We start from the raw sequence: 24,042 nt of genomic DNA, 5'->3' as shown, positions 1-24,042 counted from the left end.
GGAAGCGCTGCTGGACTAGCGTTTGGATGTGGACGATGGTGCGCTGGTCGATGCTGATGTCGTGGCTTGTGACGCTGGTCAGTTCGATCGTGCGACGATCAGGGGTGCCCTGGGGGCCTGCGGCAGGCGTGGGCTCGGCTGCCGCGACTAAGGGTGCTCTGGAGGTCGCCCGGCCTGGACCTCGGAGATGTCGATGTCGCCGCCGAACTGTGCGTCGCGCACTCGTATGCCGGTGCCGGACGCCTGTACGTCGTGTATGCGCAGTGCCGCTGCCTCGATCCGTTCGAGGTCGACACCGATGGCCTCGCCGGCGCCGGGTTCATGGTTGCGTACTGCGGCGATCAGCCGCTGTGCGACCGTGAGTAGCTCGGCATCGCCGTTGGCCCCGGCCGCAGTGAGGTCTTCGGCGAGTGATTCGCGTTTCGCGCTCGATGTAGGTGTTCTCTCGACCGGCTGCACGTCGACGTCGGCATACCGGTCGGCGATGAGCTTACGCAGCACTGCGTAGGTGTCCTTGACGGCTGACACGGCAGACTCGCGCAGCCCGCTCACGGCGCCAGCTGCGAGGGCCGAGACGATCACGGTGACGGGGTCCACGGATCCTCCATTCCAATTCGCGCGCTAGCCGGTCACGGTGCCAGAGGCGGCCACCCACAGCAGCCGACTCCACTGATCAAGGTTCGCACCACCGCAGGAGCCGAGGGTGCAGCTGGAGTCGCAGTTGGCCCACAGCCCGATCTCCACCACGTACGGGCAGGCCAGCTGTCATCTCGAAACCCAGGGTGAAGTCCGAGGCCCAGCCGTCATCTTCGGCGGGCAGGCTCGATCCGCTGACCGCGTTGCTCCACAGTGGGTACTGGGCGTAGCCTGTCACGGCTTTGCCGTCCTGCCAGACGATCATATTGAACCAGCTGCGGCCACTGGCGGAGCCGTCGCCCAGCCAGCTCTCCGACGATGTCAGCCGCGCTTTGTACTGGTACCGCAGCAACGGCTTGATGTTGAGGAATGCGATCGGCTCGGAGGTCTGTACGGCGACGTTGAAGCCGACCGCACCGTACGGGCTATCGGGCTCGCCGTCGTTGGAGAAGATGCTGAACGCGTAGTCGGTCGCGGCGTGGTCGTCGAAGCTCGATCCGTACACGTTGCCGTAGGTCCAGTACGAGTAGTGGTCCGAGGCGAACAGCAACGTCTCCTCGTTACCGGCTGCGGCGCGGAAGGACTCGGTCCCGGGCAGCCGTGGTGCGTCGCGGCTGGTTCGATCGCTGGCAACCGGGTCGACACGCTCCTGGCCGGCCGCGGCGCGCAGGACCTCAGCCGCGCCACGCGCCGCCGCATCTTGCTCTACAAGCCGTTCGACCGCGCCGTACAGGTCTCTACGCGCTGCTTTCCGGGCCGCGACGCGCTGCTGCTCGGCCTCGATGCGTGGCCCGAGCAGCGCCTCCCGCCCGCGGGCGGCCTTCTCGGCCTCCGCACGGACGATCTCCTCGTCGGTGATGACCGTCAGCGGACCTTGCTGTCGCTGCTTCATAGGAATCCGCGCCTTTGTGAGTGCGACCGGCGTTGCCACCGCTGCTGCGATGTTCGTAGTTGCGCACAGGGCGGGACGCCAGTGCGAGCACGGAGCGCGGAACCGGTGAGGTTCGCTGCCGCCAGCGAATCGTCGCCGAGGAGGGAGCCATCAGACCGGAATCGCCCAGCCCCTTGGTCCCTTCGCCCCCTTCGCCGACGAAATCCGCGACACCGTGCTCGCCGAGGGTAGTCAGTTGACTACGGTATCGGCAACCGATTTCGCCGGAAAACTGACGTCAAGGAGTGGGTGGCCTAACGGACTTCGCGAGTACAGAAGGTGCCGCAGATCCTGGTCGACACCCACGAGTGCAGCGCGATCCTCGCGTCATGCCACAGGCCAAGCCTGTGTCCCGCTTCGGTGATCGGCTGGATGCAACCGCGACGGGAGTACGGGAACGCCTTGCTGGGATCCTTCGGGTGGCGGAGAAGGTACCCGTCTACGGTGCCGTGTTTCTCCGCGTACCACTCGATGGTGTCCTTGATCCGTGCCGGAAGGGGCACGTCCCGGTACTCGCCGGCTTTGCGGTGCTTGAGCCGCGCATAGTCCCTGGTGGTCTGGTTCACCTGCTCGCTGATCCGGTAGACGTCGTCTGCCACGATGTTGTTGAGGTTGACTGCCGCTGCTTCACCATTGCGCATCCCGCAGCCGCTCATGAGATCGGCGATCAGAAGGAACGTGTCGTCATCGGCCGTGCGTATCTTCTGAAGCTGCGTGACTGAGGGAATGACCGCACCTGTCGGGTCGTACTGGGGAGGCTTGATACTCCCCAGGGGGTTCTGATCGAAGATCCCCAGCCGGTGAGCATCGAGAAGGATCGCTTTGAGCTTGTCGTAGGTGTTGGATTGCGTGGCCAGGCCTACGCCGTTGCGCTCCATCGTCTGAATGAAGGCGTCCACGACCTTGTGGTCGAACGTGTTCATCCGGCGACTTTGGAACGCCGGGAAGAGGTGGTGTTCGAGGAGCGAGTTGAGGTGCCTGATGGACGCCGCGCCGAGATCCCGCTGGCCGGCCTGCCTCTCAGCGGCGTACTCCCTGAACTGCATCCCCCCGTACTTGTGGATGCGATCGGCCCTGCTCTGATTCCTCGGAGCGGCCTTCTTCGCGTTGTAGACATCAGTCAGTCGCGTGATGGCCTTGTCCTGGGTGGCGAACCCGGACTCCTCGGTCTGCTTCCCGGCCGCGCTCCGGTAACGGATCTTGTACTCGTGGGGGCACTTGGACCACCGGGACTGAGGATGCTCGCAGTCCTTGAAGAAGGTGCCCATGCCGCGGGCCAAGCTCTTGCTCGCCATGCTGCGCCGACTCCTCTGGAACCCATGCTGACGGTTTGCTGACCGCCGATGGTCCGAGACGTCTCTGACCTGCACGAAGCCGTGAAACACGTGATATGTGGTGGAACTTCATCGGACGGTCCAACGAGGACATCGCACAAGCCCGTTCGGACTGGATGACGGGCTCCCGGCTCGGTGAGGTGGTGGGGTACGACGGGGCTCCCCTGCCCGCTCCTGAACTCCAGCCCGTATCACTGAAACCACGCGGAAGGGTGCGCTGACCAGGGGTTCCAGCTCTAGTGCACGCCTCTCGCGGGACACGGCTGTCCCCGCTCGACACCCGGTTCTCCCGAGGGGCGATCGCTCCTCGGGAACACGTCGACGGACAACGCCACGTTCTCATGTCTGGCCATCTGCAGGCGGGTTTGGTCAGCCTCATGCTGACCCTATGTGGCTGTAGCGACGGGTCGCGGAAGCGGCTTGTCGGCTTGCCAGGCTCTGCTTCAGAACGGGTGAGCGGCAGCCAGCGCGTTCTTGGTCCCACTGGCCGGCCTCCGGAGGGACGAGCACGAAGGCGTGGCGGCGCGTGCCTAGCCCGGGCTTGGTGCGGATCCCGGCCACGACCCCCAGTGGACCGAGCGATCAGCTCACTCTGACCGGCAGCGGGGCATCGCATCGATGCCTCGCTGCCGGCGGTCGGCGTCAGGACAGGAAGCTCCCGTAGGGCCCGTTCAGGATCTGGTTCTTCTGGCTCTGGTTGAAGTGGGTGTTCGGGTAGTCGTAGAAGGACGCGGACATCGGTGTGCCGTCCGTCGAGGCCGAGTCCGGCAGGCCGAAGGCGTGGCCGAGTTCGTGGACCATTCCGCCGTACCACCGGTTCATCGACTGTCCGCTGGTGCCTGCGGCGCCGTCCGCGTCGTGCCCGCTCAGCACGACCCAGCCGGGGCTGGCGCCCCCGCCCGCGCCTTCTCCCTCGGCGCTGATCTCGCCGACGTTCAGCCACCGGCTGTCGGGGTTGTTCAGGCCGAACTTTCTGGCGAGTTCGTTCTGCATGTTCGTGACGGCCCACCAGTAACGGTCACCGCCGTTGGGCGTGTTCTCGTACCAGCTTCGTGGCTGGTCACCGTTGACGACCTCGACCACGGGGTTGTTGAGCGTGAAGGTCTTGCCGAGCTCCTGCTTGTAGTAGCGCTGCGCCTCCCGCATCACATGGGCGATGCCGTCCGGGTATCGCTGGTCGAACGGAACGTCGGAGGGCTTCAGCCAGTACACCCGGACGGTCCTGGTCGGCGGCGTGGTCGGGCCGCCTCCGCCGGCGAAGCTGGGCAGCCGCCATGCCCGTGACGCCGCATTGCTGCAGGGCAGTTGAACGAGGCCGGTGTTGCCGGCCGAGGAATCGCCCGACGGGGCGACGCATTTGCCGGAGTGGACCGCCTGCAGGGCGAAGACGTTGTCCGTCCCGTTGATCGTCACAGGCGTCAGGCGGAACTTCTGGTGGGCCCCGGTGCCGCAGGTCCGCTGAACGATCGCGGCGTTGTCGGCGCTGGACGCTCCGTTGACCTCCACGCATTTTCCGCTGGTCGACGTGCCGATGCCGTACTCGTCGGCGGTCCCGCTGACCGGGGTGAAGGTGAAGGTCTGGTTGGCCTCGCCGTGGCAGGGCCTTTGGATGAGCTGGATGCCGTCGGCGGTGGAACTGCCCGGCAGATCCAGGCAGTTGCCGCCGTTCTGGTTGACCGCGGTGGAGGTGAACGCCGTCGCGGCGTGGACGGGCGGTGCGAACGCGACGGTGCCCAGGACCGAACCGATCATCACGGTGAGCACCATCGCCCAGAGGGACAGGAGGCCAGATCGTCGTCTCATCGGGCTACTCCCCTGACGGTGCGGGCAGTGTGGTGCCGAGGGCGACCGGCGTGCCGAAGTTCGGTGTGCCGTCGGCGTTCCAGGTGAACTTCTGCGCTCGGGTGCTGCGGTTCATGTCGCAGCCGCCGCTCGCGGAACTGTTGGCGTGGTAGACCATCCAGTCCTCGGTCCCGTCGGGCGACTTGAAGAAGCCGTTGTGGCCGGGCCCGTACACGCCGTTGGCGTTGGACCGCTGGAAGACCGGGTTCGGCGACTTGACCCAGGAGGAGGAGCTGAGCGGGTCACCGCCGTTGTAGGTGAGCATGCCGAGCTTGTAGTCGGGCGTGGAGCAGTGGCTCGCGGAGTAGACGATGAAGGTCTTGCCGCCCCGCTGGAGCACCTCGGCGCCCTCGTTGACCGCGCCGCCCACCGTCTCCCAACTATAGGTGGGGCTGGACAGCACCCGCCGGGTGCCGCCGGCGGTCCACGGGTTGGAGAGCGGCCGGATGAACATCGGCTGCGAGCCGTTGTAGAAGGTGCCGAGGAGGTAGAGCTTGCCGTCCAGTTGCAGAATGCTCGGGTCCAGCTCCCAGGTGTTGTCCTGGGTCGGGTCGAGCAGGTCGGCCTTGAAGGTGTAGGGCCCCATCGGGTCCAGGCCGGCGCTCTCCAGCACATGGATCCGCTGGGTGCCCAGGTCGTACGGCTCCCGTCCGGCCGTGTAGTAGAAGTACCACCGCTTTCCGTTGGGGCCGTCGAGCAGGTGGAACTCGGGGGCCCACATCGTGCCGGCGCCGTTGGGCCGGGTGAGGTTGAAGATCACCTGGTCGGTGGCGGTGGCGAGCCCCGCGAGGGTACTGGCCTTGCGCATGGTGATCGTCGAGTTCCAGGTGGTGGTGGCGAGGTAGTAGTACCCGTCGTAGTACGTCAGCCAGGGGTCGGGCCCGTGCTGGGAGAGCGGGTTGGTGAAGGTGTGCGGGCTCGTGGAGCCGCCGGTGAAGCCGGGCAGCCGCCACACCCTGCCGTTCGCGGTGGCGCACGGCAACTGCACCAGGTTGGTGTTCGAGGCCGACGAACCGCCGCTCGGCGTCACGCATTTACCGGAGCTGACGGAGACCAGGTGGAAGGTCTTGTCGGTGCCGCTCACCGACACCGGTGTGAGCCGCCACTGCTGGTTCGTCCCGCCGTGACAGGGCCACTGGATGAGCGCGGCGTTGTCCGCCGTCGACGCGCCGTAGACGTCGACGCACTGACCGGACTGGGTGGTGATCGTGTACGTGTCACTCGTCCCGGAGACCAGGGTGTAGCCGAAGTTCTGGTTCGCGCCGGAGCTGCACGTGAAGGCGCGCAGCTGTGTCCCGTTGGTCGACGAACCGCCCGGAAGGTCAAGGCAGTTGCCGCCGTTCTGGTTCACCCCCGTCGTGGTGAAGGCGACGGCGGCGGATGCGGGCGGCGCCACGAGGAAGGCGACCGCGATGGTGAGCAGGGCGACGAGTGCGGACAGGCATCTGGAACGAGTCACGGTCCGTACACCTTTGTCTCGAGGAGTCCGACGGAGTTGGTGCCGTTGCCGGTGAGCAGCACCCGCAGGCGCGTGGTGTTGGTCGCCGTGAACGTGACGGTGTTGTACTGGTTCTTGGCCAGGGGGTAGCCGCTCGCCCCGGGTACGTCGGCGTAGGCGCTGCCGTTCCAGTACTGGAGCTTCCACGAGGCGGGCATGTCGATGCCCTGGTCGTCGTCGAAGAAGTACACGTCGGCCTTGTTGATGGTCTTGGCCGACGGCCAGGTCAGTTCGGCCCATTGCTGTCCGGTCTCGGGCCAGGTGCCCCACCGAGGGTTCACGGTGTCGTTGGACGAGGGCGGGTCGATGCCGTCGTTGACCGCGTTGACGCTCTCCCAGGAGGAGGTGTAGGACGCGGACGCCGTCGCGGACGTCGCGAGGTTGGCCGGTGGCTGCACGCCGCCCCGGTTGAAGATCTTCACTTCGGTGAGGCCCGTCTTGGCCCCGGAGGCGTTGGTGGCCAGGACTCTTACGCGTTGGGCGTCGACCGCGGGGAACTGCACCAGGTTGTAGTTGGCCCGCGGCGCTGCCGGGCTCTTGGTCTGGCCGGGCACGTTCACCCACGTACCGCCGTTGTAGTACTGGATGCTGTACGCGGACGGGGCCCGGTAGGTGGTGCTCGCCGGGCGGCTGTCCTTGAAGTACAGGCGCACCTCGTTGAACGTGCGGGCGGTGCCCAGGTTCAGCTCGTACCAGTCCTGGGTGTTGGCGGAGCCGCCGGCGCCCCAGAACGGATCGTTGGTGGGATAGCCGTCGACCGCGCCGGCGACGGTGCTGCCGGAGTCGGTGTACGAGGCGGTCGCCGTCGCTCCGGCGGCGAGGTTGGTCAGGTCGGCGGTCAGGTCGACGCCGGCCTTGGCGAACATGTCGACCAGCCGGGGGCTGTCCTGGACGACCTGGTTGGGGGCCTTGAGACCGGGGACGGCCGTGTGCTGGGTGACCGTGCCGCTCGTGGTGACGTCACCGGTGGCCGGATCCCAGGTGAAGGGCACCAGCGCGTTGACGGTGGCGACCCGGTTGCCGTTGACGTAGATCGAGTACCCCTCCGGGACGCCCGGGTAGCGCACCACGCCGTCGGCCGGATCGTCCCAGACGATGGACAGGTCGGCGCCCCGGTAGCGGAGGTTGTTGATGGTGAAGTGGTCCCAGCCGATGTCGATCGGGGAGAGTTCGACCTTGGCGTCGTTACGGGGTCGCAGGCCGGCGACGTCCTCGATCACGGTCCAGTTGCTGCTGCCCAGGATGTTGTGGTGGATCCAGGAGCGGTAATCGATGCTGCTGCCGTTCCAGTCGGCCCAGAACTCGTTGGCGTCGGGCCACTGGGTGTTGCCGCCGACGTACTGCGCCCAGGCGTTCCAGTAGAGCAGCTTCTTGTAGTCGGTAGCGTTCATCCAGGAGTTGGGATAGTTCCGCAGCACTGAGGAGTACAGCCGGAACTGGACGGTGGAGTTGATGGTGGAGAAGTTGTTCGAGCCCGGGCTCCCGGCGTCGGCCGCCGCTTTCTTGTCGACCTGGTTGGCTGTGTAGAAGGGGAAGACGGGATATTGGGCCGGGTCGTCGAACAGGCGGAGGGCCTGCTTGTAGGTCGCGGTGTTGGGGACGGCTCCGACCGAGAACGGGTAGTAGTTGTTGATCTCCTTCCAGGGCACCCATTCGTTGGTCGACTTGAGCCGGTGTTCGAACAGTTGCCTGTTCGGGTTCCACAGCACGTTGACGATCGCGTCCTTGATCTGTGTCGCGAGCGTGCGCATCTCGGTGGCCTTGGCCGTGTTGCCGGTCGCCTCGTAGGCCTGGGCGGCGGCGAGCGCGCCGCTGTACTGGTAGGCGGACTCGGCGCGGTCCATGGTGCCGGGCTTCCAGTGGAAGGAGACCGCGTCGGCGTCGTTGCCGGTCAGGGCGCCCCAGTCGTACTCGATGAGCTTGTTGTTGTCATGGTCGTAGTAGGCGAGTTGGCCCTTGACGTCGCCCTCCGCGTAGTGGGCCAGGTTGCCGGCGATGGCCGGCTGGCCGCCGTGGATCTGGTAGCTCTTCCAGGCCGCCTCGGCGATGTACTGGGTGTAGCTGTTGGACCAGTTCTCCGGGTCACCGGGGTTGTCGAGGAAGCGGCCGTTCTTGGAGACCTGGCCGACGTTCAGCCAGTCCCCGTACGCGTAGGCCGGGTTGCGCAGGTATTTCAGGTCGTCGATGTGCATGGGCTGGGTGAGCGCGATGGCGTTGTTGTAGCCGAGGACGCCCTCGGTGGAGGTCGGGAACTGGAAGGTCTGCCCGGGGATGTCGGCGTCGAGGCTGTTGAAGCGCATCAGCCACCAGCGGTAGTAGATGCTCTTCTTGATCGCGGGCTCGGGCACGTCGATGTAGGGCACGTTCTGCGCCCACCACAGGTTGTAGGCCCTCACGTGGGTCGCGAACGCCGTCGCGGGGGAGTAGCCCGCGTAGGCGTTGTACTCCGTGAGGGACTCGGGGATCTCGTCGGTGACGAAGCCCATGACCACCTTGGTGGTCACGGTGGCTCCGGCCGCGATCGTCACCGACCGGTTGAGGCCGCCGCTGGAGACGGCGAAGCCGTCGCCGGTGAGCCGCAGGCGGATGGTCGTGAGGTTGTTGTAGGCGTTCACCTGCCCGGTCAGTTCGCTGCCGGTGCCCGTGGTGGCGTACGGGGAGGTCGCCCGTAACTGCAGTGTGGTGGAGCTCGATCCGTTGTTCTTGATGGACAGGTTGGTCACGGCGACGTTGTTGTCGGTGATGAACTTGGTCTGGTTGACCGTGACCGAGCCGCTGGTGTGCACGCTCTTCCAGTAGCTGGGGGCCTGCCAGCGCTGGGAGACCTGCTCGGTGAAGGTGCCCGGGGTGATCGCGACGGTGTAGGCGCTGTTGTCGTTGATGCTCTCCCAGTAGGCGACCTTGCCGGCGAACCCGAGCTTGGAGGGGTCGTGTTCCTTCATGAAGACGGCGCGGCCACGGCTCATCAGCCAGGGCCCGGACGGGTCGTCGCCGGAGCGGGCCAGCAGGCGGTCCATCCAGAAATCGGTTCCCGAGCTCTCCGCGTCGTAGATGCTCCGCATCATGTCGCCCGGTGTGTAGCCGACGGGCGGGGAGGGGATCGCGGGCCCGCTGAAGGTGGGGAACCCGATGGTCTGCGCCGCGTGGGCCGGGGTCGCGGTGAGGACGGAGCAGACGATGAGCATCAGCGCGAGGAGGAGGCGCTTCATCTGAGGGCCTGCCGTTCCTGGATGCCCGACAAGGGATCGGGCTTCGCGGCCGCGTCGGGCCGGAGCCGGGTCGTGCTGCCGTCGGCTCGTGCGCCGGCGTCGTACCGGTGGGACGCGCTGTCGGCCCCGCAGGGGACCGCCGTCCGTCGTCTTCTCATCGGATGCTCCCTGTCCCGTCGACAGCAAGCGTCTGCACCCGGGCGCGCATGGTGACGGGGCATCGGCTGCCGTCGCTCATGTAGTGCTCATGACATAAAGCTGTGCACGTGGAAGCGCTGAAGTGCGAGGGAGGGGACCGGTAAGGGAGTGTTCCCCGGACCGGCCGGGGGAGTGTTCCCCCGGTTCCCCGAGAGGTGCTGAAACGGACCTAAAAGGTTTTCGCAACGTAAGTGCGGTCCCTGGAAGTGTCAAGAGAGGCCCCCAGGATGCCGGCCGCGGGGATCAGGACAGCGGCACGGTGGACCCCCTGATCACCACGCGGCAGGGCAGGGTCTCGACGCCCGAGCGCCGGGCCCCGGCGATCGCGCTGAACAGGGCGCGCGCGGCCGCCCGTCCGACCTGTTCGAGGTTCATGTCGACGCTGGTCAGCGGTGGGCGGGAGGCGGAGGTGAGGATCTGCCAGTTGTCGAAGCCCATGACCGCCACGTCCTCCGGCACCCGGCGGCCCCGTTCACGCAGTACCTCCGTGACGCCGCGGGCGATCTGGTCGCTGCCGCACAGGACCGCGTCGACGTCCGGGTGCCGGTCGAGCAGCATCCCGGTGGCCGCCCGTCCCCAGCCCTCCGACCACACCCCGAACCGTGGTTCGCCGACCAGCGCGAGGCCGGCGTCGGCGAGCGCGGACCGGGCGCCCTCGGCCCGCTCCTGCGCCGCGAGATACCCGGGGTCGCCGGTGATGTGCGCGATCCGGCTGCGGCCGCAGGCGAGCAGATGGTCCACGGCGATCCGCCCGGCGCCCACGCTGTCGGGGACGATGGACAGATCCGCCGGATCCTCCGACGGCGCGTAGGCGTACACGACCGGGACGGGCAACTCGCGCCCCAGGGACGGGCGCGGGTCGGTCCGGCTGCCCACCACGATGAGGCCGTCGACCCGGCGGCCCAGCAGCGCGCGGACGTGGTGCTGCTCGCGGATCGCGTCGCCTCGGGCATCGCAGAGGAAGACCGCGACCTCACCCGCTCCGAAGGCGTCCTCGGCGCCCATCAGGATCGGGATGCTGAAGCGGCCCTCCAGGTCGCTGGTGAGCAGACCGACGGTGCCGGTGCGCCCGGCGAGCAGCCCGCGGGCAAGCTGGTTGGGCCGGAACGACAGCCGCTCGGCCGCGTCGATCACCCGCTGTCGGGTCTCGGCGCGCACCTGGCTGCGGCCGTTGAGCGCCTTGGACGCGGTGGCGATGGACACGCCTGCCAACCGGGCGACGTCGCTGAGGGTGGCGGGCCCCGAACGAGAGGGGTCGGTGGCCTGTGCCATGGGTGCTCCTGTCCCGTGTCGCGTGCCGGGGCCGTCGAGGCTGACACGTCGGTCGCAAAAACAGTACGCGAAAGGTTTCGGAGGTGGATCCTTCTGCCTTGCGATGATCCATCAACAGTCGCTCGCTGCAAGGGGATTGACGAGCCCCAGGTCGAGTTCTAGCGTTCCAGAAAACCTTTTCGGCCCTTTTCCGCCGCACCGTCCAGCGCCACCAGAGCCATCGGCATCCATCGCACCGACGGCAGGCCGCGCACGGCCTGCCGCGACAAGAGGGGGAGCGAACATGGGCAGCACGGTCGGACCACGTGGACGTGTACGCCGCCTGGTCACCGGCGTCGTCGCCCTGCTCGCCGCGGCGAGTCTGGCCACGGCGTGCGGGTCGGGGGACGGGGGCTCGGGCGGTGGGGGAGGAAAAGGGGCAGCGGGCGCCGACGGCGTCGACGACGGTGCGAAGCTGACGATGTGGACGCGTGCGGCGACCCGGCCGCAGAGCGAGGCGCTGGTCAAGGCGTACAACGCGAGCCACAAGAACAAGATCGAGCTGACCGTCGTCCCCACCGACGACTACCAGGCCAAGGTCGGTGCGGCAGCCGGGTCCAAGGACCTGCCCGACCTCTTCGCCTCCGACGTGGTGTTCGTCCCGAACTACACCTCCAGCGGGCTGTTCGCCGACCTCACCGAACGCATCGACGCCCTGCCCTTCGCCAAGTACCTCGCCCAGTCGCACATCAAGGCCGGCACGTACGAGGGCAAGAAGTACGTCGTACCGCACACCCTCGACCTGTCGGTGCTCTTCTACAACAAGGACCTCTACCGCAAGGCCAAGCTCGACCCCGACAAGCCGCCCACCAGCCTGAGCGAGTGGGACCGGCAGGCCCGGGCCGTGGACGCACTGGGCGGCGGCGTCAACGGCACCTTCTTCGGCGGCAACTGCGGCGGCTGCGGCGTCTTCACCTGGTGGCCGTCCATCTGGGCCGCGGGGGACGAGGTGCTCAACAAGGACGGCACCGAGGCGACACTCGGCTCCGCCACCGCCAAGAAGGTCTACGACACCTACCGCGGGTGGGTGAAGGACGGCATCGTGGCTCCCGGCGCACGCGAGGAGACGGGCACGACCTGGACCGGGGTCTTCCCCAAGGGCAAGGTCGGCGTCATGCCCATGCCGTCGACCACTCTGGGGCTGATGCCCAAGAACCTCGACCTCGGCGTCGCGCCCATCCCCGGACCCGACGGCGGCAAGTCCACCTTCGTCGGCGGTGACGCCATCGGCATCTCCGCCACCAGCAGGTCGGCCGACCAGGCCTGGAACTTCCTCGCCTGGTCACTGGGAGACAAGGCGCAGGTCGACGTGGTCGCCGCGCACAAGGACGTGGTGGCGCGCACCGACCTCGCGTCCAACAAGTACTCCAAGGCGGACCCGCGACTGGTGACGATCAACGAACTCGTGGCCGACGGCCATACCCCGTACGCCCTGAAGTTCGGCCAGACCTTCAACGACCCCAACGGGCCCTGGCTGACCCTGATGCGCGACGCCGTGTTCGGCGACGGATCGTCCGTCGACAAGGACAACAAAGCGGTCAGCGCCTCACTGGCCGACTGAACGGCACCGGCTCCCGCAGCACCCCTCCCACGTCCCACGGCAGAGGAGCGTCATGCAGGTGAAGGCAGCCGACCCGGCGGCGGCCGAACCCCGGACCCGGCCGGAACGCCGGGTCCGTCCGTCCCGCGCCACCCCGCCTTGGTGGCGGTCCCGCAAAGTGAAGGGCCTCGCCTACGCCGCCCCCACGGCCGTGTTCGTCACGGTGTTCTTCCTGCTGCCGCTGCTGCTCGTCGGGCAGATGTCGCTCAGCGACTGGCCGCTCCTCGCCGGCGACCGGGGCCTCAACGCCCCCGGGAACTACACCGACGCGACCGACAGCACCCTGTTCTGGCCCGCGGTCCGCTTCACCCTCCTCTACACCGTGATCGTCACCGTCGTACTCCTCGGCCTCGCCCTCCTCCTCGCCCTGCTGGTGCAGGAGGCCCGGCCCGGAGCGGGCTTCTTCCGCACGGTCTACTTCCTGCCCGGTGCCCTGGGACTGGCCTCGGCGTCCCTGCTGTTCTGGGGCCTGTACAGCCCGACCACCGGCCCGCTCAGCCGCATCCTGGAAAAACTCGGCCTCGTCGACGACCCGGTGTCCTTCCTCGGCACACCGACCTCCGCCCTGCTGTCGACGGTCTTCCTCATCGTCTGGAAGTTCGCCGGCTTCTACATGCTGATCCTCCTCGTGGGCCTCCAGCGCATCCCCCAGGAGGTGTTCGAGGCCGCCCGCATGGACGGCGCGAGCCGCGGCCAGATCTTCCGCTCCATCACGCTGCCGCTGTTGCGGCCCTCCCTCGCCCTGACCCTGCTGCTGTGCGTGACCGGATCGCTGCTCGCCTTCGACCAGTTCTTCATCCTCACCAAGGGCGGACCGGACAACAGCACTGTCACCGTCGTCCAGTTGATCTACCGCGAGGCCTTCCAGCGGCTGAACCTGGGCACCGCGGCGGCCCTGTCGATCACCGTCCTTGCCGTCCTGCTCCTGCTCAACGCCCTCCAGTTCCGCGGTCTGCGCCGCGCCGACGAGTCATGAGCCGCAGCTCATGGGAAGGGACACCATGGTGCTGACCCGCGCCCTCGGCCGGACGCCCCACTATGTCGTCGCCGGCGGTCTGGCCGTCGTCTTCCTCTTTCCGCTGCTGTGGAACGCCTGGGCCTCCGTCAGCGGACAGCCCGGCACCGCACAGGAGTCCGGTCACGGCCTCGGCAACTACCGGACGCTGCTCGACTACGACGCGGGCCTGTGGCGCTACCTCCTCAACAGCGTCGTCGTCTCCGCGCTGACCGTCGCCCTGACCCTCGGAGTGTCGCTGCTGGGCGGCTACGCCTTCGCCCGCTTCGACTTCCCCGGCAAGAACCTGCTGTTCCTGGTGACCCTGGCCATCCTCATGGTCCCCTACGCCACCCTCCTCATCCCTCTCTACGTGCTGCTCGGCAGACTCCACCTGCAGAACTCGCTGATCGGGCTGAGCCTCGTGCTCGCCATGTTCCAACTGCCGTTCGCCACCTTCATGATGCGGATCTCCTTCGAGGCGGTGCCGCGCGAACTGGAGGAGTCGGCGCTGGTCGACGGCTGCGGCACGGCGGGCGCGCTGCGGCGGGTCCTCCTCCCGGCGGTGCGACCGGGACTGATCACTGTCGGTCTCTTCGCGTTCCTCGCGGCCTGGAACGACTTCATCGCACCGCTGATCCTCATCTCCGACAGCGCGAAGGCGCCGCTGCCCCTGGCCGTCGCGAACCTGCGGCAGCAGAGCATGGGCGCCGTCGACTACGGCGCCACCGAGGCGGGCGTGGTGGTCCTCGCCGTACCCTGCCTCCTCCTCTTCCTGCTGCTGCAACGGCACTACGTACGGGGCTTCATGTCCGGTGCACTCAAGGGCTGATGGCCGATACCCGACGCGCGGACGACTTGACCGGACAACCGAAGGGACGAACTGAAGGCATGAAGTGGTGAAGGAGAACACAGTGGGGTCACTCGTCCTGCCGGTGGCGCCCACCCGCGGCAGGCTGCGACCGCTCGGTCTCGACGAGGTCAGGATCACCGGGGGATTCTGGGCCCGTCGCCGGCACACCAACGAGAGCGCCACCCTCGGCCACTGCCGCGACTGGATGGAACGCGTCGGCTGGACCGGCAACTTCCGGGCCGCCGCACAGGGCCGCCTCCAGCGCGACCGGCGCGGCCGGGAGTTCGCCGACTCCGAGCTGTACAAACTCCTGGAAGCCATGGCCTGGCAGGGCGGCGCCGCGGGCACGCTCGATGCGGACATCGCCGCACTCACCGAGGCCGTCGCACCGGCCCAGGAACCGGACGGCTACCTGAACACCGCCTTCGGCCACCCCGGACAGCAGCCCCGCTACAGCGACCTCGAATGGGGACACGAGCTCTACTGCCACGGGTTCTTGATCCAGGCGGGCGTGGCGCAGGCCCGGGCCAGGGGAGAGGGCGAGCTGACGAAGATCGCCCGACGGGCCGCCGACCACGTCTGCGCATCCTTCGGGCGGGGCGGCATCGAGGGCGTCTGCGGCCACCCCGAGATCGAGACCGCCCTGGTGGAACTGGCCAGGCTGACGGGTGAAGAACGCTATCTCGACCAGGCCGCGCTCTTCATCGACCGCCGTGGCCACGGCACGCTCGCCGACAGCGAGTTCGGCCGCGCCTACTACCAGGACGACATTCCCGTACGACAGGCCACGGTGCTGCGCGGCCACGCCGTCCGCGCCCTCTACCTCGCGGCCGGCGCCGTCGACGTGGCCGTGGAGACAGGGGACGACGACCTGCTCGACGCGGTCGTACGGCAGTGGGAGGCGACGGTCGCCCGACGGACCTATCTGACGGGCGGCATGGGCTCGCACCACCGGGACGAGTCCTTCGGCGACGACTTCGTCCTCCCACCGGACCGCGCCTACTCGGAGACCTGCGCCGGCGTCGCCTCCGTGATGCTCAGTTGGCGGCTGCTGCTGGCCACCGGCGAGCCGCGTTTCGCCGACCTCGCCGAGCGGACCCTGCTCAACGTGGTCGCGACGTCCCCGGCGGAGGACGGCCGGGCCTTCTTCTACGCCAACACCCTGCACCGACGCCACCGGGGCGCCGTGCCCGCCGTGGACGCGGTGAGCCCGCGCGCCGAGTCGAGCCTGCGCGCGCCCTGGTTCGCGGTGTCCTGCTGTCCGACCAATGTGGCGCGGACGCTGGCCCAGCTGCCCGCGTACCTCGCGACGGCCGACGACCACGGCGTGCAGCTGCACCAGTACGCCGACGCGGAGATCGCCACCTCTCTCGAAGGCGGCCACGGGGTCGCGCTGCGCGTCCGTACCGACTATCCGTCGGGCGGAACGGTGACCGTGCGCATCGACCGGTCGTCGTCGGACCGCCCGTGGACCGTGTCGCTGCGCGTCCCCGCGTGGACGGCGGGCGCCACGGCATGGCTGGTCGACCCGGACGGGACCCGCCGTGCCGTGCCTGCGGGCATGACCGAGGTGACCCGCGCCTTCCGGCCCGGTGACGAGATCCGGCTCGAACTGCCCGTACGGCCGCGCTGGATCCAGGCCGACCCGCGCGTCGACGCCGTCCGGGGCACGGTGGCCGTCCAGCGCGGGCCGCTGGTGTACTGCGCCGAGTCCGTGGACCTGCCGGACGGACACGACGTCGACGTGATCGGCGTGGACCCGTCCGTCGCGCCGGAGGACGGGCCGGACGGCACGGTGGTCACCGCTGGGCAGATCACCGCGTACGACGCACAGCGCGAGGAGACCTGGCCGTACCGGCCGCTCGACGCGACCGCCACCGCGCCGTCCGCCGACCGCACGGGGATCGTCCTGGTCCCCTACCACGCCTGGGCGAACCGCGGGCCTTCGACGGTGCGGGTGTGGCTGCCGGCCGTGGAACCGGACCGTGCCACCGCAGTCCTGCCGAATGACGGTCGTCAGCCCCGAGTAAGCGGATTCATCCAGTCGGACTGACGGAATCGCCCAGTGCCGACGGGGAAGGGTGATTTCGGCATCCGCCAGGGAGCGAGTCACAGCTGCCGACGGAGGGAACCGAGAGATGACCTCAGTTCGTCGGTACCTGAAGTTGAGGCGGTGCAGCCAGCGCCGCACCGTCTTCTGACCGCACCGCAGTCTCGTCGGTGACGCCCGCGCCGCCGATGGTCTTGCCGCGCTTGCGGGCGGACTCGTGGCCTTCGAGGGTGCGGTCGCGGATCTGCTCACGCTCCATGCCGGACATGGCGGCCAGCGCGGTGAGCGACCCCGGCTTCGGTGAGGGAGTCGAGCTGTGCGTCCCGGGACTGCCGGGCGGTCGAGGCACGCGCGTACGCCAAGTTGATCGACGCGAAGCGCTTGGTCTCGGCTGCCATGAGCCTGCCGGGGCCGGAGCGCCCCCTCGCCGTAACCACCTCGGGGGCGTTCGGACCGCCTCAAGTGGTAGGCGACGGCGGGTAGTCGTCGATGGCCATGGAGTTGTGGAGGCGTGCGGTCTTGGTGGTGAGGCGGAGGAGGGCGCGGCTGGGCCCCGCGGGCAGAGCGGAGATCAGGCGGGCGCCCTGGGCCAGTCCCTGCACGCCGAGACGTGAGGTGGGGATCAGGGTCTTCGCCGCGCTGAGCGCGGCCGAGCGGCTGCCGCGCACATGCTCCGCCATCGCGCGCTCGTAGGCGGGGAAGGCGCGTTCGTGGTCGCCGCCCGCCCGTGCCAGCTCTCCGGCGAGGACGTACGCGCCGACGACGGCCAGGCTGGTGCTGCCGCCGACGGCCGGGCCGGGGCAGTAGCCCGCGTCGCCGACGAGCGTCACTCTCCCCTGCGACCAGGTGTCCATGCGGAGCTGGGTGATGGAGTCGAAGTAGAACGCCGGGGTGCGGTCGAGCTCGTTCAGCCAGCAGTCCACGTCAGGGTGCATGCCGTCGAACGCATTGCGCAGCAACTCCTTCTGCCGGGGCACGTCTTGATGGTGGTAGGCGAGCTCGCGCTCGCTCCGGAACAGGAACAACGCCCGTGCGTCGCCGAGGTGCCGCGTGCCGTACATGCCGGCAGTGCGGCCGACGCCGACGTGCATGAGGAGCTCGCCGTCGAGCCCGGAGACGTTCGGCAGGGACAGGACCCCGAAATAGGCCCCGATGAAGGCACTGAAGCGGGACTCGTCGCCGAAGGCGAGGCGGCGCACGTTGGAGTGCAGCCCATCCGCGCCGACGACGAGGTCGAAGCGGCGCGGCGCCGCGTTCTCGAACCGCACCTCGCCGTCGGGCGAGATCGCGGTGATCGAGTCGCCGAAGACGTACTCGACGTCGTCGCGCGCGGCGTCGTAGTAGATCTCGATCAGGTCGTCGCGCATGATCTCTACGTGCCGGTCGGAGGTGGCACTGAAGATCTTGGAGAGGTCCACCCGGACGGGACGCCGTGCGCTCTCCCGATGGACAGTCATCCGGTGGGTGCCGGTGGCCCGCGCCTCGATGCGCGGGAGCACGCCCATCTTCTCCGAGATGTTCATCGCGGGCCGGAACAGGTCGACCGCGTGGCCGCCGGTCTTGCGCGCAGTCGGCGCGCGCTCGACGACGGTGACGGAAAATCCGTGCCTGGTGAGCCAGTACGCCAGCACCGGACCGGCGACGCCGGCGCCGGAGACGAGAATCCGCAGGGCACCCCTCCTTGTCATTCAGTCCTCCCGTACGGCGTGGACCGTGGTGAAGGCCAGCAGGGGGATGGCGGTCCGTGGGGGATCCTCGAGTATGGGTGAGTGTCCGAGACCGGGCAGCAACTCGACTGTCGCGCCCGGAACAGCGTGGTAGTCGGCGGCGGATGCGGATCGCCACCTGCGGTCTTCCTCGCCGAAGATCACCAGCAGCGGCTTGCCGAGGGCCGCCAGCCGGTCCGGGAGTGCCTGCTGCTCCAGGTAGTCGCGGGTGGCCTGCATCGTTGCGGTGAGCGTGTGGTGGGTCATACCGCGCACATCGTCCAGGAGTTCTGGTGGGATCTGGTAGCCCGCTCGGCTGAAACCGGTGCTCGCGAACCGGCGGATCTGTTCGTCGGTCGGCGGCCACTGCGCGAGTCCGACTGCGGCGGACTGCGGTGCGATGAAGGCCTCCAGGCCGGGTCCGGTGTTGATGAGCGCGAGCGCGGTCACAACGTCGGGTCGCTGTTCGGCGAGGGCGGTGGCGACCACGCCGCCGCTGGAATGACCGACGACCACGGCGTGCTCGACGCCGAGCCGGTCCAGTGCCGCTCCGGCCCGGCGTGCCTGGTCCGGGAGCGCGTAGCTGCGGTCGGCCGGTTTGGCCGACCGGCCGTGCCCGAGCAGGTCGATCCGGATGACGCGGTGAGATCCCGTCAGCAGCGCGACCAACGGATTCCACGAACGGGTCGAGGATGCGGTCCCGTGGATGAGCAGCAGTGCGGGGGCGTCGCGGGGGCCGTCCTGGCACACGTGGATGTCGCCGTCGTCCAGGGACAGGGTCGGACCCTCGGTGGCCTCGGCGCCGCCCGTCATGTGCGGTCCGTCGTCAGAAACAGTCATGCGCCCACTGTCGCCGCCGGGATCCACCGGCGGATTGGACAAATGTTCCCCTCAGTCGGCTCACGTAGCATGGGCGGGTGCGGACTTTCATGCACGGTGCGGCGTTGTGGGACGTCGCATGCCCGCTGCGTCCCAGCCGGGTGGCCGGTGTCACCATGGCCGGGTTCCGTGTCCGTGAGCTGGACGCGCTCCGGATGGTCCCGCACCCGGCCGTGACCCTGCTCCTGGAGTTCGGCGCCGGCTCGCCCGTCCTCGACTGTGCCGCCGGGCAGCAGCGGGGAAGCATGGTCGCCGGGCCCGGGCTCGGGTCCGGAGGCGCGGTCCGAGCGCGAGGAGAGAACGTCGAGTGCGTGCAGGTGCGCCTGTCCCCGGTGATCGCCCGCGCGGTTCTGGGCGCTTCGCCCGCCGACCTCGACGGCGCCGTCGTGTCCTTGGGCGACCTGTGGGGCCGGGAGGCGTCCCGGATTCGCGAACAACTGGGCAATGTCCCGTCGTGGCAGGATCGCTTCGCGTTGACGGACGCGCTGCTCGCCCGCCGGTATGAGGCGGGGCCGCCGGTAGAACCGGAGGTGGCCTGGGCCTGGCACCGGATCATCGGCAGCCGTGGCCTGGCCCGGGTCGACGGACTCGCGGCCGAGGTCGGATGGAGCCGTAAGCGGCTGTGGTCCCGGTTCCGGTCGCAGCTCGGCCTGCCACCCAAGCGCGCCGTGAGGCTGGCCCGCTTCGACCATGCCGCCCACCGCCTGGTCGCGGGTGAAGGCGCGGCCCGAGTCGCGGCCGAAACCGGCTACGCCGACCAGTCCCACCTGCACCGTGACGTCATGGCGTTCACCGGGGCAACCCCCGCGACCGTGGCCGGCGAGCTGTTTCTCGCCGTTGACGACATCGCATGGCCCAACGGCGGAACACCCGACAAGCCCCACGTCTGAACGTCACGGCGGCCACTTGCGTGCTCTCCCAGCGGGAGGGGCGACGTGTGGAGGCCGAGTTGATCGAACGGCCCGCCTTCTAGCGGGGGCCGCACAGGGAAGGGGAGAGGGCGGTACCGGACCGCACCGCCCTCTCCCGTTCGCTCTTCGTCATGCCGTGGCCGGCAGGACCGTACGTGGCCGTACCGGGAACCCGGCCGCCCGGTAGGAGTCGTCGATGAGCCGCATCGTGGTCAGCGCGTCGTCGGCGTCGAGTGCCGGCGGCGTCCCGCGCCGCAGGTGGGCGGCGAAGGCCTCGAGTTGGTAGGTGTACGAGGACCGGCGGCCGAGTTCCTCGGTGCGCTCGCCGGCGGCCGTACGGACGACGACCCGGTCGTCCAGATGCGGCTGTACGAAGTTCACCGCCGTGGCTTCGCCGCGTGAGCCCACGACGCGGCAGTTCATCTGCCATGTGTGGTGGGCCATGTGGCAGCGGGCGGTGCCCGTGGCGCCGCCCGGGAACTCCAGATCGACGTCCAGCCACTCGTCGACTCCCGCCGACTGAGCCTTCTCCCCGCCGCGCGCGGTGACCAGCCGGGGCGCCCCGCCTGCCCACGGCGCGAGCATGCGCTGGGCGTGCAGGCTGTAGCACCCGAGGTCCATCAACGCGCCGCCCGCCAAAGGGAGTTGCCACCGTACGTCGTCGTCCGGTGGCGCGGGCATGGCGACCATGGTCTCGACGTGCCGGAGGTCGCCCAACTCCCCGCTGTTCAGCAGCTCGTGCAGGCGCCGGGTGACCGGGTGGAACAGGTAGTGGAAGCCCTCCATGAACACCGTGCCCGCCTTGGTGACGGCCTCGTGGACCTCGGCCGCCTCCGCCGTGTTGCTCGCGGACGGCTTCTCCGTGAGGACGTGCTTGCCGGCCTGGAGGGCGGCCAGGTTCCACGGCCCGTGGAGACTGTTGGCCAACGGGTTGTAGACGACCTCGATCTCCGGGTCGGCGACGAGCTCGGCGTAGGAGTCCACCACCCGCTCCACGCCGTGCGTGGCGGCGAAGGCCTCGGCACGGTCGCGGTCGCGGGCGGCCACCGCGACCAGGCGGTGGCCGGTTGCCCGGGCCGGTTGCACGATCGACAGCTCGGCGATCCGGGCCGCTCCCAGGACTCCGATCCGCAGGGGTTCGTCCGTCGTCACTTGCGCTCCTCTTCGAGTCGTACGGGCCGGTGTTCACGCAGGGACAGGGTGCACGCCTCGGCGACCGAGCTCGCCTCGATGGCGTCCGCGACCGTGCAGGGGGGAGGTTCGGAGGCCGGCGACGACTTCGGTGAACGCGATGCTGTCCTTCATGCCGTGCAGCTCCAGACGCACGTCGTGACCGCGGGCGTAGATGATGGCGATGGTGCCGTCGTCCAGGGTGAGCAGGGCGGACGCCGTGTCGCCGTCGCCCGCCGCACGGATGTGCCCCGCGCCGCGGTTGCCGAGGGCGGCTCGGTCCTGGCCGCTGAAGACGATGTGGTCCCAGCGGTGGGCAGGGGTGGCGTTCGTGCATCAGGCCGGCGAGAGCGGTCTTGGCCGCGGGGTACGGCGCCCGGCGGGGCGGCTCGCCGTGGGCGTGGTGGGAGCCGATGCCGACGACGGCCGCATCTTCCCCGGCGCCGGCCCGCACGATGCCCGCGCAAGCGCCTTGGCTCCCGCCGTTTCCGAGGACGGCCTTGTCCTCGGGAAGTCCCCCGAGTGCCGTGTCGCTGTCAGCTCTGGCGGCGCTTGGCGCCCGCCTGCAGCTCCTGGCGCAGCCGCTCGGGGTCCCAGTTCTCGGCGACGGCCTGCCGGACGGTGTCCGCCTGGGAGGGCGGGGCGAGACCGTCCACCGGCGGGTCGAGGTCGAGGTTGGTGGGGAAGGGGTAGCCCTCGGCGGTGGCCGCGATCACGCGGCGCAGCCAGTCCTCCGAGACGCCCTCGGACTTACGGCGCAACAGCACCGGGAACAGGGCGTTCGCCATCGCCTCGCGGTCCACCGACTCCATGGCGCGGCCGAAGGCGGAGGAGATCTGCAACAGATTGGCCATGCGCCTGATGTCGGCCGAACGGTTGTGCCCGGCGGCGTGGAAGAGCGCCGGGTTGAAGAAGACCGCGTCGCCCTTCTCCAGGGGGAGTTGGACGTGGTGGGCGTCGAAGTACTCGACGAACCGCGGGAGTCGCCAGGCGAGATAGCCGGGCTCGAATTTCTGCGAGTGCGGCAGATAGAGGGTCGGGCCGGACTCGACGGGCATGTCGCAGTGGGCCACCGCGCCCTGCAGGGTCAGCACCGGCGAGAGCCGGTGGACATGCGCCGGGTAGGCCGCGGCGCGCTCCTGGGAGAGGAAGCCGAGGTGGTAGTCGCGGTGGACGTTCTGCGCCGCGCCTCCCGGGTTGACCACGTTGACCTGTGAGGTGACCTGGTAGGCGGGGCCGAGCCAGGCCTCGGCGATCAGCTCCAGGATGTCGTTGGCGTAGTAGTCGGCGAACACCTCGGGCGCCCGTACGGCCACCTTGTCCAGGGCGTTCCAGACGCGGTCGTTGGCGCCGGGCTTGGCGAAGTGGTCGCCGCGGGCCGTGCCGCTCGCACGCTCCTTCTCGATCAGTGCGCGGAAGGCCTCGGACGCCGCGTCCACCACGGCCGCGTCCGGGAAGGCGCCCTTGAGGATCACGATGCCCGGCCCGTCCGACAGGACCCCGGCCAACTCGTCCTGCACGCTCCGACGGCCCTCCGGGGAGATCGCCAGAGAGCGGAGCCGATCGCTGTCGTACAGCGGGACGTTCTGTTCGACCCGCTCGGCCGAGGGGTGGTCGGCGGGGTCGGTGCGCTGCTCCACGAGCGAGCGGAACGCGTCGAGATCGCAGTCCGCCTCGGTCAGCCAAGTCCGCGCTCCTGCGGCTGTGGGAGACATCCGGGTCCTTTCGCAGTCCGTGCGTTTCTGCCAGTCTTGAGCCCATCAACCCATCATTCAATGCTTGTCAGTACATCAAAAATGCATCATCGGCTCTGGGGATCAGTCATGCGACACCGCTACCCGATCAGGGAAATCGCCCGGCAGGCCGGACTGAGTACGGCCACGGTCGACCGCGTCCTCAATGAGCGGGGCAACGTGACGGAGAGCACCGTCAGGGAGGTGCACGAAGCCATCAAGGACCTGGACCGCCAGCAGAGCCAGGTCCGGCTCGGTGGCCGCACCTTCATGATCGACATCGTGATGCAGACCCCGGAGCGCTTCTCCACCGCGGTACGGGACGCACTCGAAGCCGAACTGCCCTCTCTGCATCCCGCTCTCGTACGTTCGCGCTTCCACTTCCGGGAGACGTGCCCTCCCGCCGAGCTGATCGGCACCCTGGACAAGATCGCGAAGAGTGGTACGCAGGGCGTGATCCTCAAGGCCCCCGACGAGCCGGAGATCGCGGCCGCGGTCGGTCGGCTGGTCGCGGCCGGCATCCCCGTCGTCACCCTGGTGACCGACCTGCCCCACAGCGCACGCCTGGCGTACGTCGGCATCGACAACCGCGCGGCCGGGGCCACCGCCGCCTATCTCCTCGGACAGTGGCTGGGCAAGCGGCCCGGCAACGTGCTCACCACCATCAGCCGGGGCTCCTTCCGGGGCGAGGAGGAACGCGAGATGGGCTTCCGCAGCGCGATGCGCCTCGCCGACCCCAGACGATCCCTGGTGGAGGTCACCGACAGCGACGGCCTGGACGCCACCCAGCACGATCTCGTCCTGGAGGCACTGAAGCGGGACGAGGACATCATCGCCGTCTACTCCGTGGGCGGGGGCAACCTCGCCACCCTCGACGCCTTCGACGCGCTCGGGCGGGAGTGCGAGGCGTTCATCGCCCACGACCTCGACCACGACAACACCCGTCTGCTGCGCGAGCGCCGCCTGTCCGCGGTCCTCCACCATGACCTGCGCCAGGACATGCGTCGCGCCTGCCAGATCATCATGCGCGCCCACAAGGCACTCCCCGACGACGGACCCTCGCTGCCCTCGGCCATCCAGGTGGTCACGCCGTTCAACATGCCACCGGGTGCTCCGTCCGTGCCCGTCGCCGACTGAAACCGAAAGCCCCGACGCCGCCCCACGGATTCCGCTACGGGCCCTCAACC

General features: G+C 69.0%; 19 protein-coding genes and 2 pseudogenes. 7 read left to right on the top strand and 14 right to left on the bottom strand.

Annotated elements, in window-relative coordinates; translation table 11 throughout:
- Positions 1-147: 147 nt before the first annotated feature.
- The 3 genes from ACIRA5_RS39140 to ACIRA5_RS39130 form a co-directional block, all read right to left on the bottom strand.
- On the bottom strand, positions 148-597 hold the full coding sequence (locus tag ACIRA5_RS39140) for a hypothetical protein (RefSeq protein WP_403699207.1): 450 nt from the start codon (positions 595-597) through the stop codon (positions 148-150).
- 76 nt (positions 598-673) lie between these two features.
- A complete protein-coding gene (locus ACIRA5_RS39135) occupies positions 674-1,528 on the bottom strand; it encodes a hypothetical protein (RefSeq protein WP_403699205.1) in 855 nt (284 codons plus the stop codon).
- A 293-nt stretch (positions 1,529-1,821) separates the two neighbouring features.
- Positions 1,822-2,862, bottom strand: a complete 1,041-nt coding sequence (locus tag ACIRA5_RS39130) for a site-specific integrase (RefSeq protein WP_403699203.1) — start codon at positions 2,860-2,862, stop codon at positions 1,822-1,824.
- A gap of 95 nt (positions 2,863-2,957) precedes the next feature.
- On the opposite strand from ACIRA5_RS39130, the pseudogene ACIRA5_RS39125 reads away from it, so the two are divergent.
- Positions 2,958-3,122: pseudogene (locus tag ACIRA5_RS39125) on the top strand (pirin family protein); the annotation flags it as partial.
- 421 nt (positions 3,123-3,543) lie between these two features.
- Here the strand turns inward: ACIRA5_RS39125 and ACIRA5_RS39120 are convergent.
- The 5 genes from ACIRA5_RS39120 to ACIRA5_RS39100 all read right to left on the bottom strand — a co-directional run bounded on the left by ACIRA5_RS39120 (position 3,544) and on the right by ACIRA5_RS39100 (position 10,920).
- On the bottom strand, positions 3,544-4,704 hold the full coding sequence (locus ACIRA5_RS39120) for an RICIN domain-containing protein (protein WP_403699201.1): 1,161 nt from the start codon (positions 4,702-4,704) through the stop codon (positions 3,544-3,546).
- 4 nt (positions 4,705-4,708) lie between these two features.
- On the bottom strand, positions 4,709-6,202 hold the full coding sequence (locus ACIRA5_RS39115) for a family 43 glycosylhydrolase (protein WP_403699199.1): 1,494 nt from the start codon (positions 6,200-6,202) through the stop codon (positions 4,709-4,711).
- Entirely contained in the window at positions 6,199-9,450 is a 3,252-nt protein-coding gene (locus ACIRA5_RS39110) for a discoidin domain-containing protein (RefSeq protein ID WP_403699197.1), read from the bottom strand. The genes ACIRA5_RS39115 and ACIRA5_RS39110 overlap by 4 nt, the downstream gene beginning before the upstream one ends.
- Positions 9,447-9,608, bottom strand: a complete 162-nt coding sequence (locus ACIRA5_RS39105) for a hypothetical protein (RefSeq protein WP_403699195.1) — start codon at positions 9,606-9,608, stop codon at positions 9,447-9,449. The genes ACIRA5_RS39110 and ACIRA5_RS39105 overlap by 4 nt, the downstream gene beginning before the upstream one ends.
- A 283-nt stretch (positions 9,609-9,891) precedes the next feature.
- On the bottom strand, positions 9,892-10,920 hold the full coding sequence (locus tag ACIRA5_RS39100; protein WP_403699193.1) for a LacI family DNA-binding transcriptional regulator: 1,029 nt from the start codon (positions 10,918-10,920) through the stop codon (positions 9,892-9,894).
- Positions 10,921-11,203: 283 nt separating this feature from the next.
- On the opposite strand from ACIRA5_RS39100, the gene ACIRA5_RS39095 reads away from it, so the two are divergent.
- From ACIRA5_RS39095 to ACIRA5_RS39080, 4 genes are all read left to right on the top strand, one after another.
- Positions 11,204-12,520, top strand: a complete 1,317-nt coding sequence (locus ACIRA5_RS39095) for an ABC transporter substrate-binding protein (RefSeq protein ID WP_403699191.1) — start codon at positions 11,204-11,206, stop codon at positions 12,518-12,520.
- A gap of 52 nt (positions 12,521-12,572) precedes the next feature.
- On the top strand, positions 12,573-13,535 hold the full coding sequence (locus ACIRA5_RS39090; protein ID WP_403699189.1) for a carbohydrate ABC transporter permease: 963 nt from the start codon (positions 12,573-12,575) through the stop codon (positions 13,533-13,535).
- 28 nt (positions 13,536-13,563) lie between these two features.
- On the top strand, positions 13,564-14,385 hold the full coding sequence (locus ACIRA5_RS39085; RefSeq protein WP_403699287.1) for a carbohydrate ABC transporter permease: 822 nt from the start codon (positions 13,564-13,566) through the stop codon (positions 14,383-14,385).
- 82 nt (positions 14,386-14,467) lie between these two features.
- Positions 14,468-16,459 (top strand): glycoside hydrolase family 127 protein, encoded by a 1,992-nt coding sequence (locus tag ACIRA5_RS39080; protein ID WP_403699187.1) that lies wholly within the window; start codon positions 14,468-14,470, stop codon positions 16,457-16,459.
- A gap of 91 nt (positions 16,460-16,550) precedes the next feature.
- Here ACIRA5_RS39080 and ACIRA5_RS39075 read toward each other — a convergent pair whose 3' ends face one another.
- The 3 genes from ACIRA5_RS39075 to ACIRA5_RS39065 form a co-directional block, all read right to left on the bottom strand.
- A complete protein-coding gene (locus ACIRA5_RS39075; RefSeq protein ID WP_403699185.1) occupies positions 16,551-16,805 on the bottom strand; it encodes a hypothetical protein in 255 nt (84 codons plus the stop codon).
- Positions 16,806-16,914: 109 nt separating this feature from the next.
- Entirely contained in the window at positions 16,915-18,144 is a 1,230-nt protein-coding gene (locus ACIRA5_RS39070) for an FAD-dependent monooxygenase (RefSeq protein WP_403699183.1), read from the bottom strand.
- Positions 18,145-19,002 carry an alpha/beta fold hydrolase gene (locus ACIRA5_RS39065; RefSeq protein ID WP_403699181.1) on the bottom strand — a complete coding sequence of 286 codons (858 nt, stop codon included), beginning with the start codon at positions 19,000-19,002 and terminating at the stop codon, positions 18,145-18,147. It abuts the gene before it with no gap.
- Positions 19,003-19,079: 77 nt separating this feature from the next.
- On the opposite strand from ACIRA5_RS39065, the gene ACIRA5_RS39060 reads away from it, so the two are divergent.
- A complete protein-coding gene (locus ACIRA5_RS39060) occupies positions 19,080-19,931 on the top strand; it encodes a helix-turn-helix domain-containing protein (RefSeq protein WP_403699179.1) in 852 nt (283 codons plus the stop codon).
- Positions 19,932-20,081: 150 nt separating this feature from the next.
- Here the strand turns inward: ACIRA5_RS39060 and ACIRA5_RS39055 are convergent, their stop codons facing one another.
- From ACIRA5_RS39055 to ACIRA5_RS39045, 3 genes and pseudogenes are all read right to left on the bottom strand, one after another.
- Positions 20,082-21,104 (bottom strand): Gfo/Idh/MocA family protein, encoded by a 1,023-nt coding sequence (locus ACIRA5_RS39055; protein ID WP_403699177.1) that lies wholly within the window; start codon positions 21,102-21,104, stop codon positions 20,082-20,084.
- Positions 21,101-21,389: pseudogene (locus ACIRA5_RS39050) on the bottom strand (dehydrogenase); the annotation flags it as partial. The gene ACIRA5_RS39055 and the pseudogene ACIRA5_RS39050, both read right to left, overlap by 4 nt.
- A gap of 269 nt (positions 21,390-21,658) precedes the next feature.
- The gene (locus tag ACIRA5_RS39045; protein ID WP_403699175.1) at positions 21,659-22,837 is read right to left on the bottom strand and encodes a phytanoyl-CoA dioxygenase family protein; all 1,179 of its coding nucleotides are present in this window, start codon (positions 22,835-22,837) and stop codon (positions 21,659-21,661) included.
- A 108-nt stretch (positions 22,838-22,945) separates the two neighbouring features.
- On the opposite strand from ACIRA5_RS39045, the gene ACIRA5_RS39040 reads away from it, so the two are divergent.
- The gene (locus tag ACIRA5_RS39040) at positions 22,946-23,992 is read left to right on the top strand and encodes a LacI family DNA-binding transcriptional regulator (protein ID WP_403699173.1); all 1,047 of its coding nucleotides are present in this window, start codon (positions 22,946-22,948) and stop codon (positions 23,990-23,992) included.
- Positions 23,993-24,042: the final 50 nt, after the last annotated feature.

It is taken from the genome of Streptomyces sp. NPDC096311, assembly GCF_044763085.1.
Lineage (GTDB): Bacteria > Actinomycetota > Actinomycetes > Streptomycetales > Streptomycetaceae > Streptomyces.
This window is presented reverse-complemented; position numbering and strand designations above follow the sequence as displayed.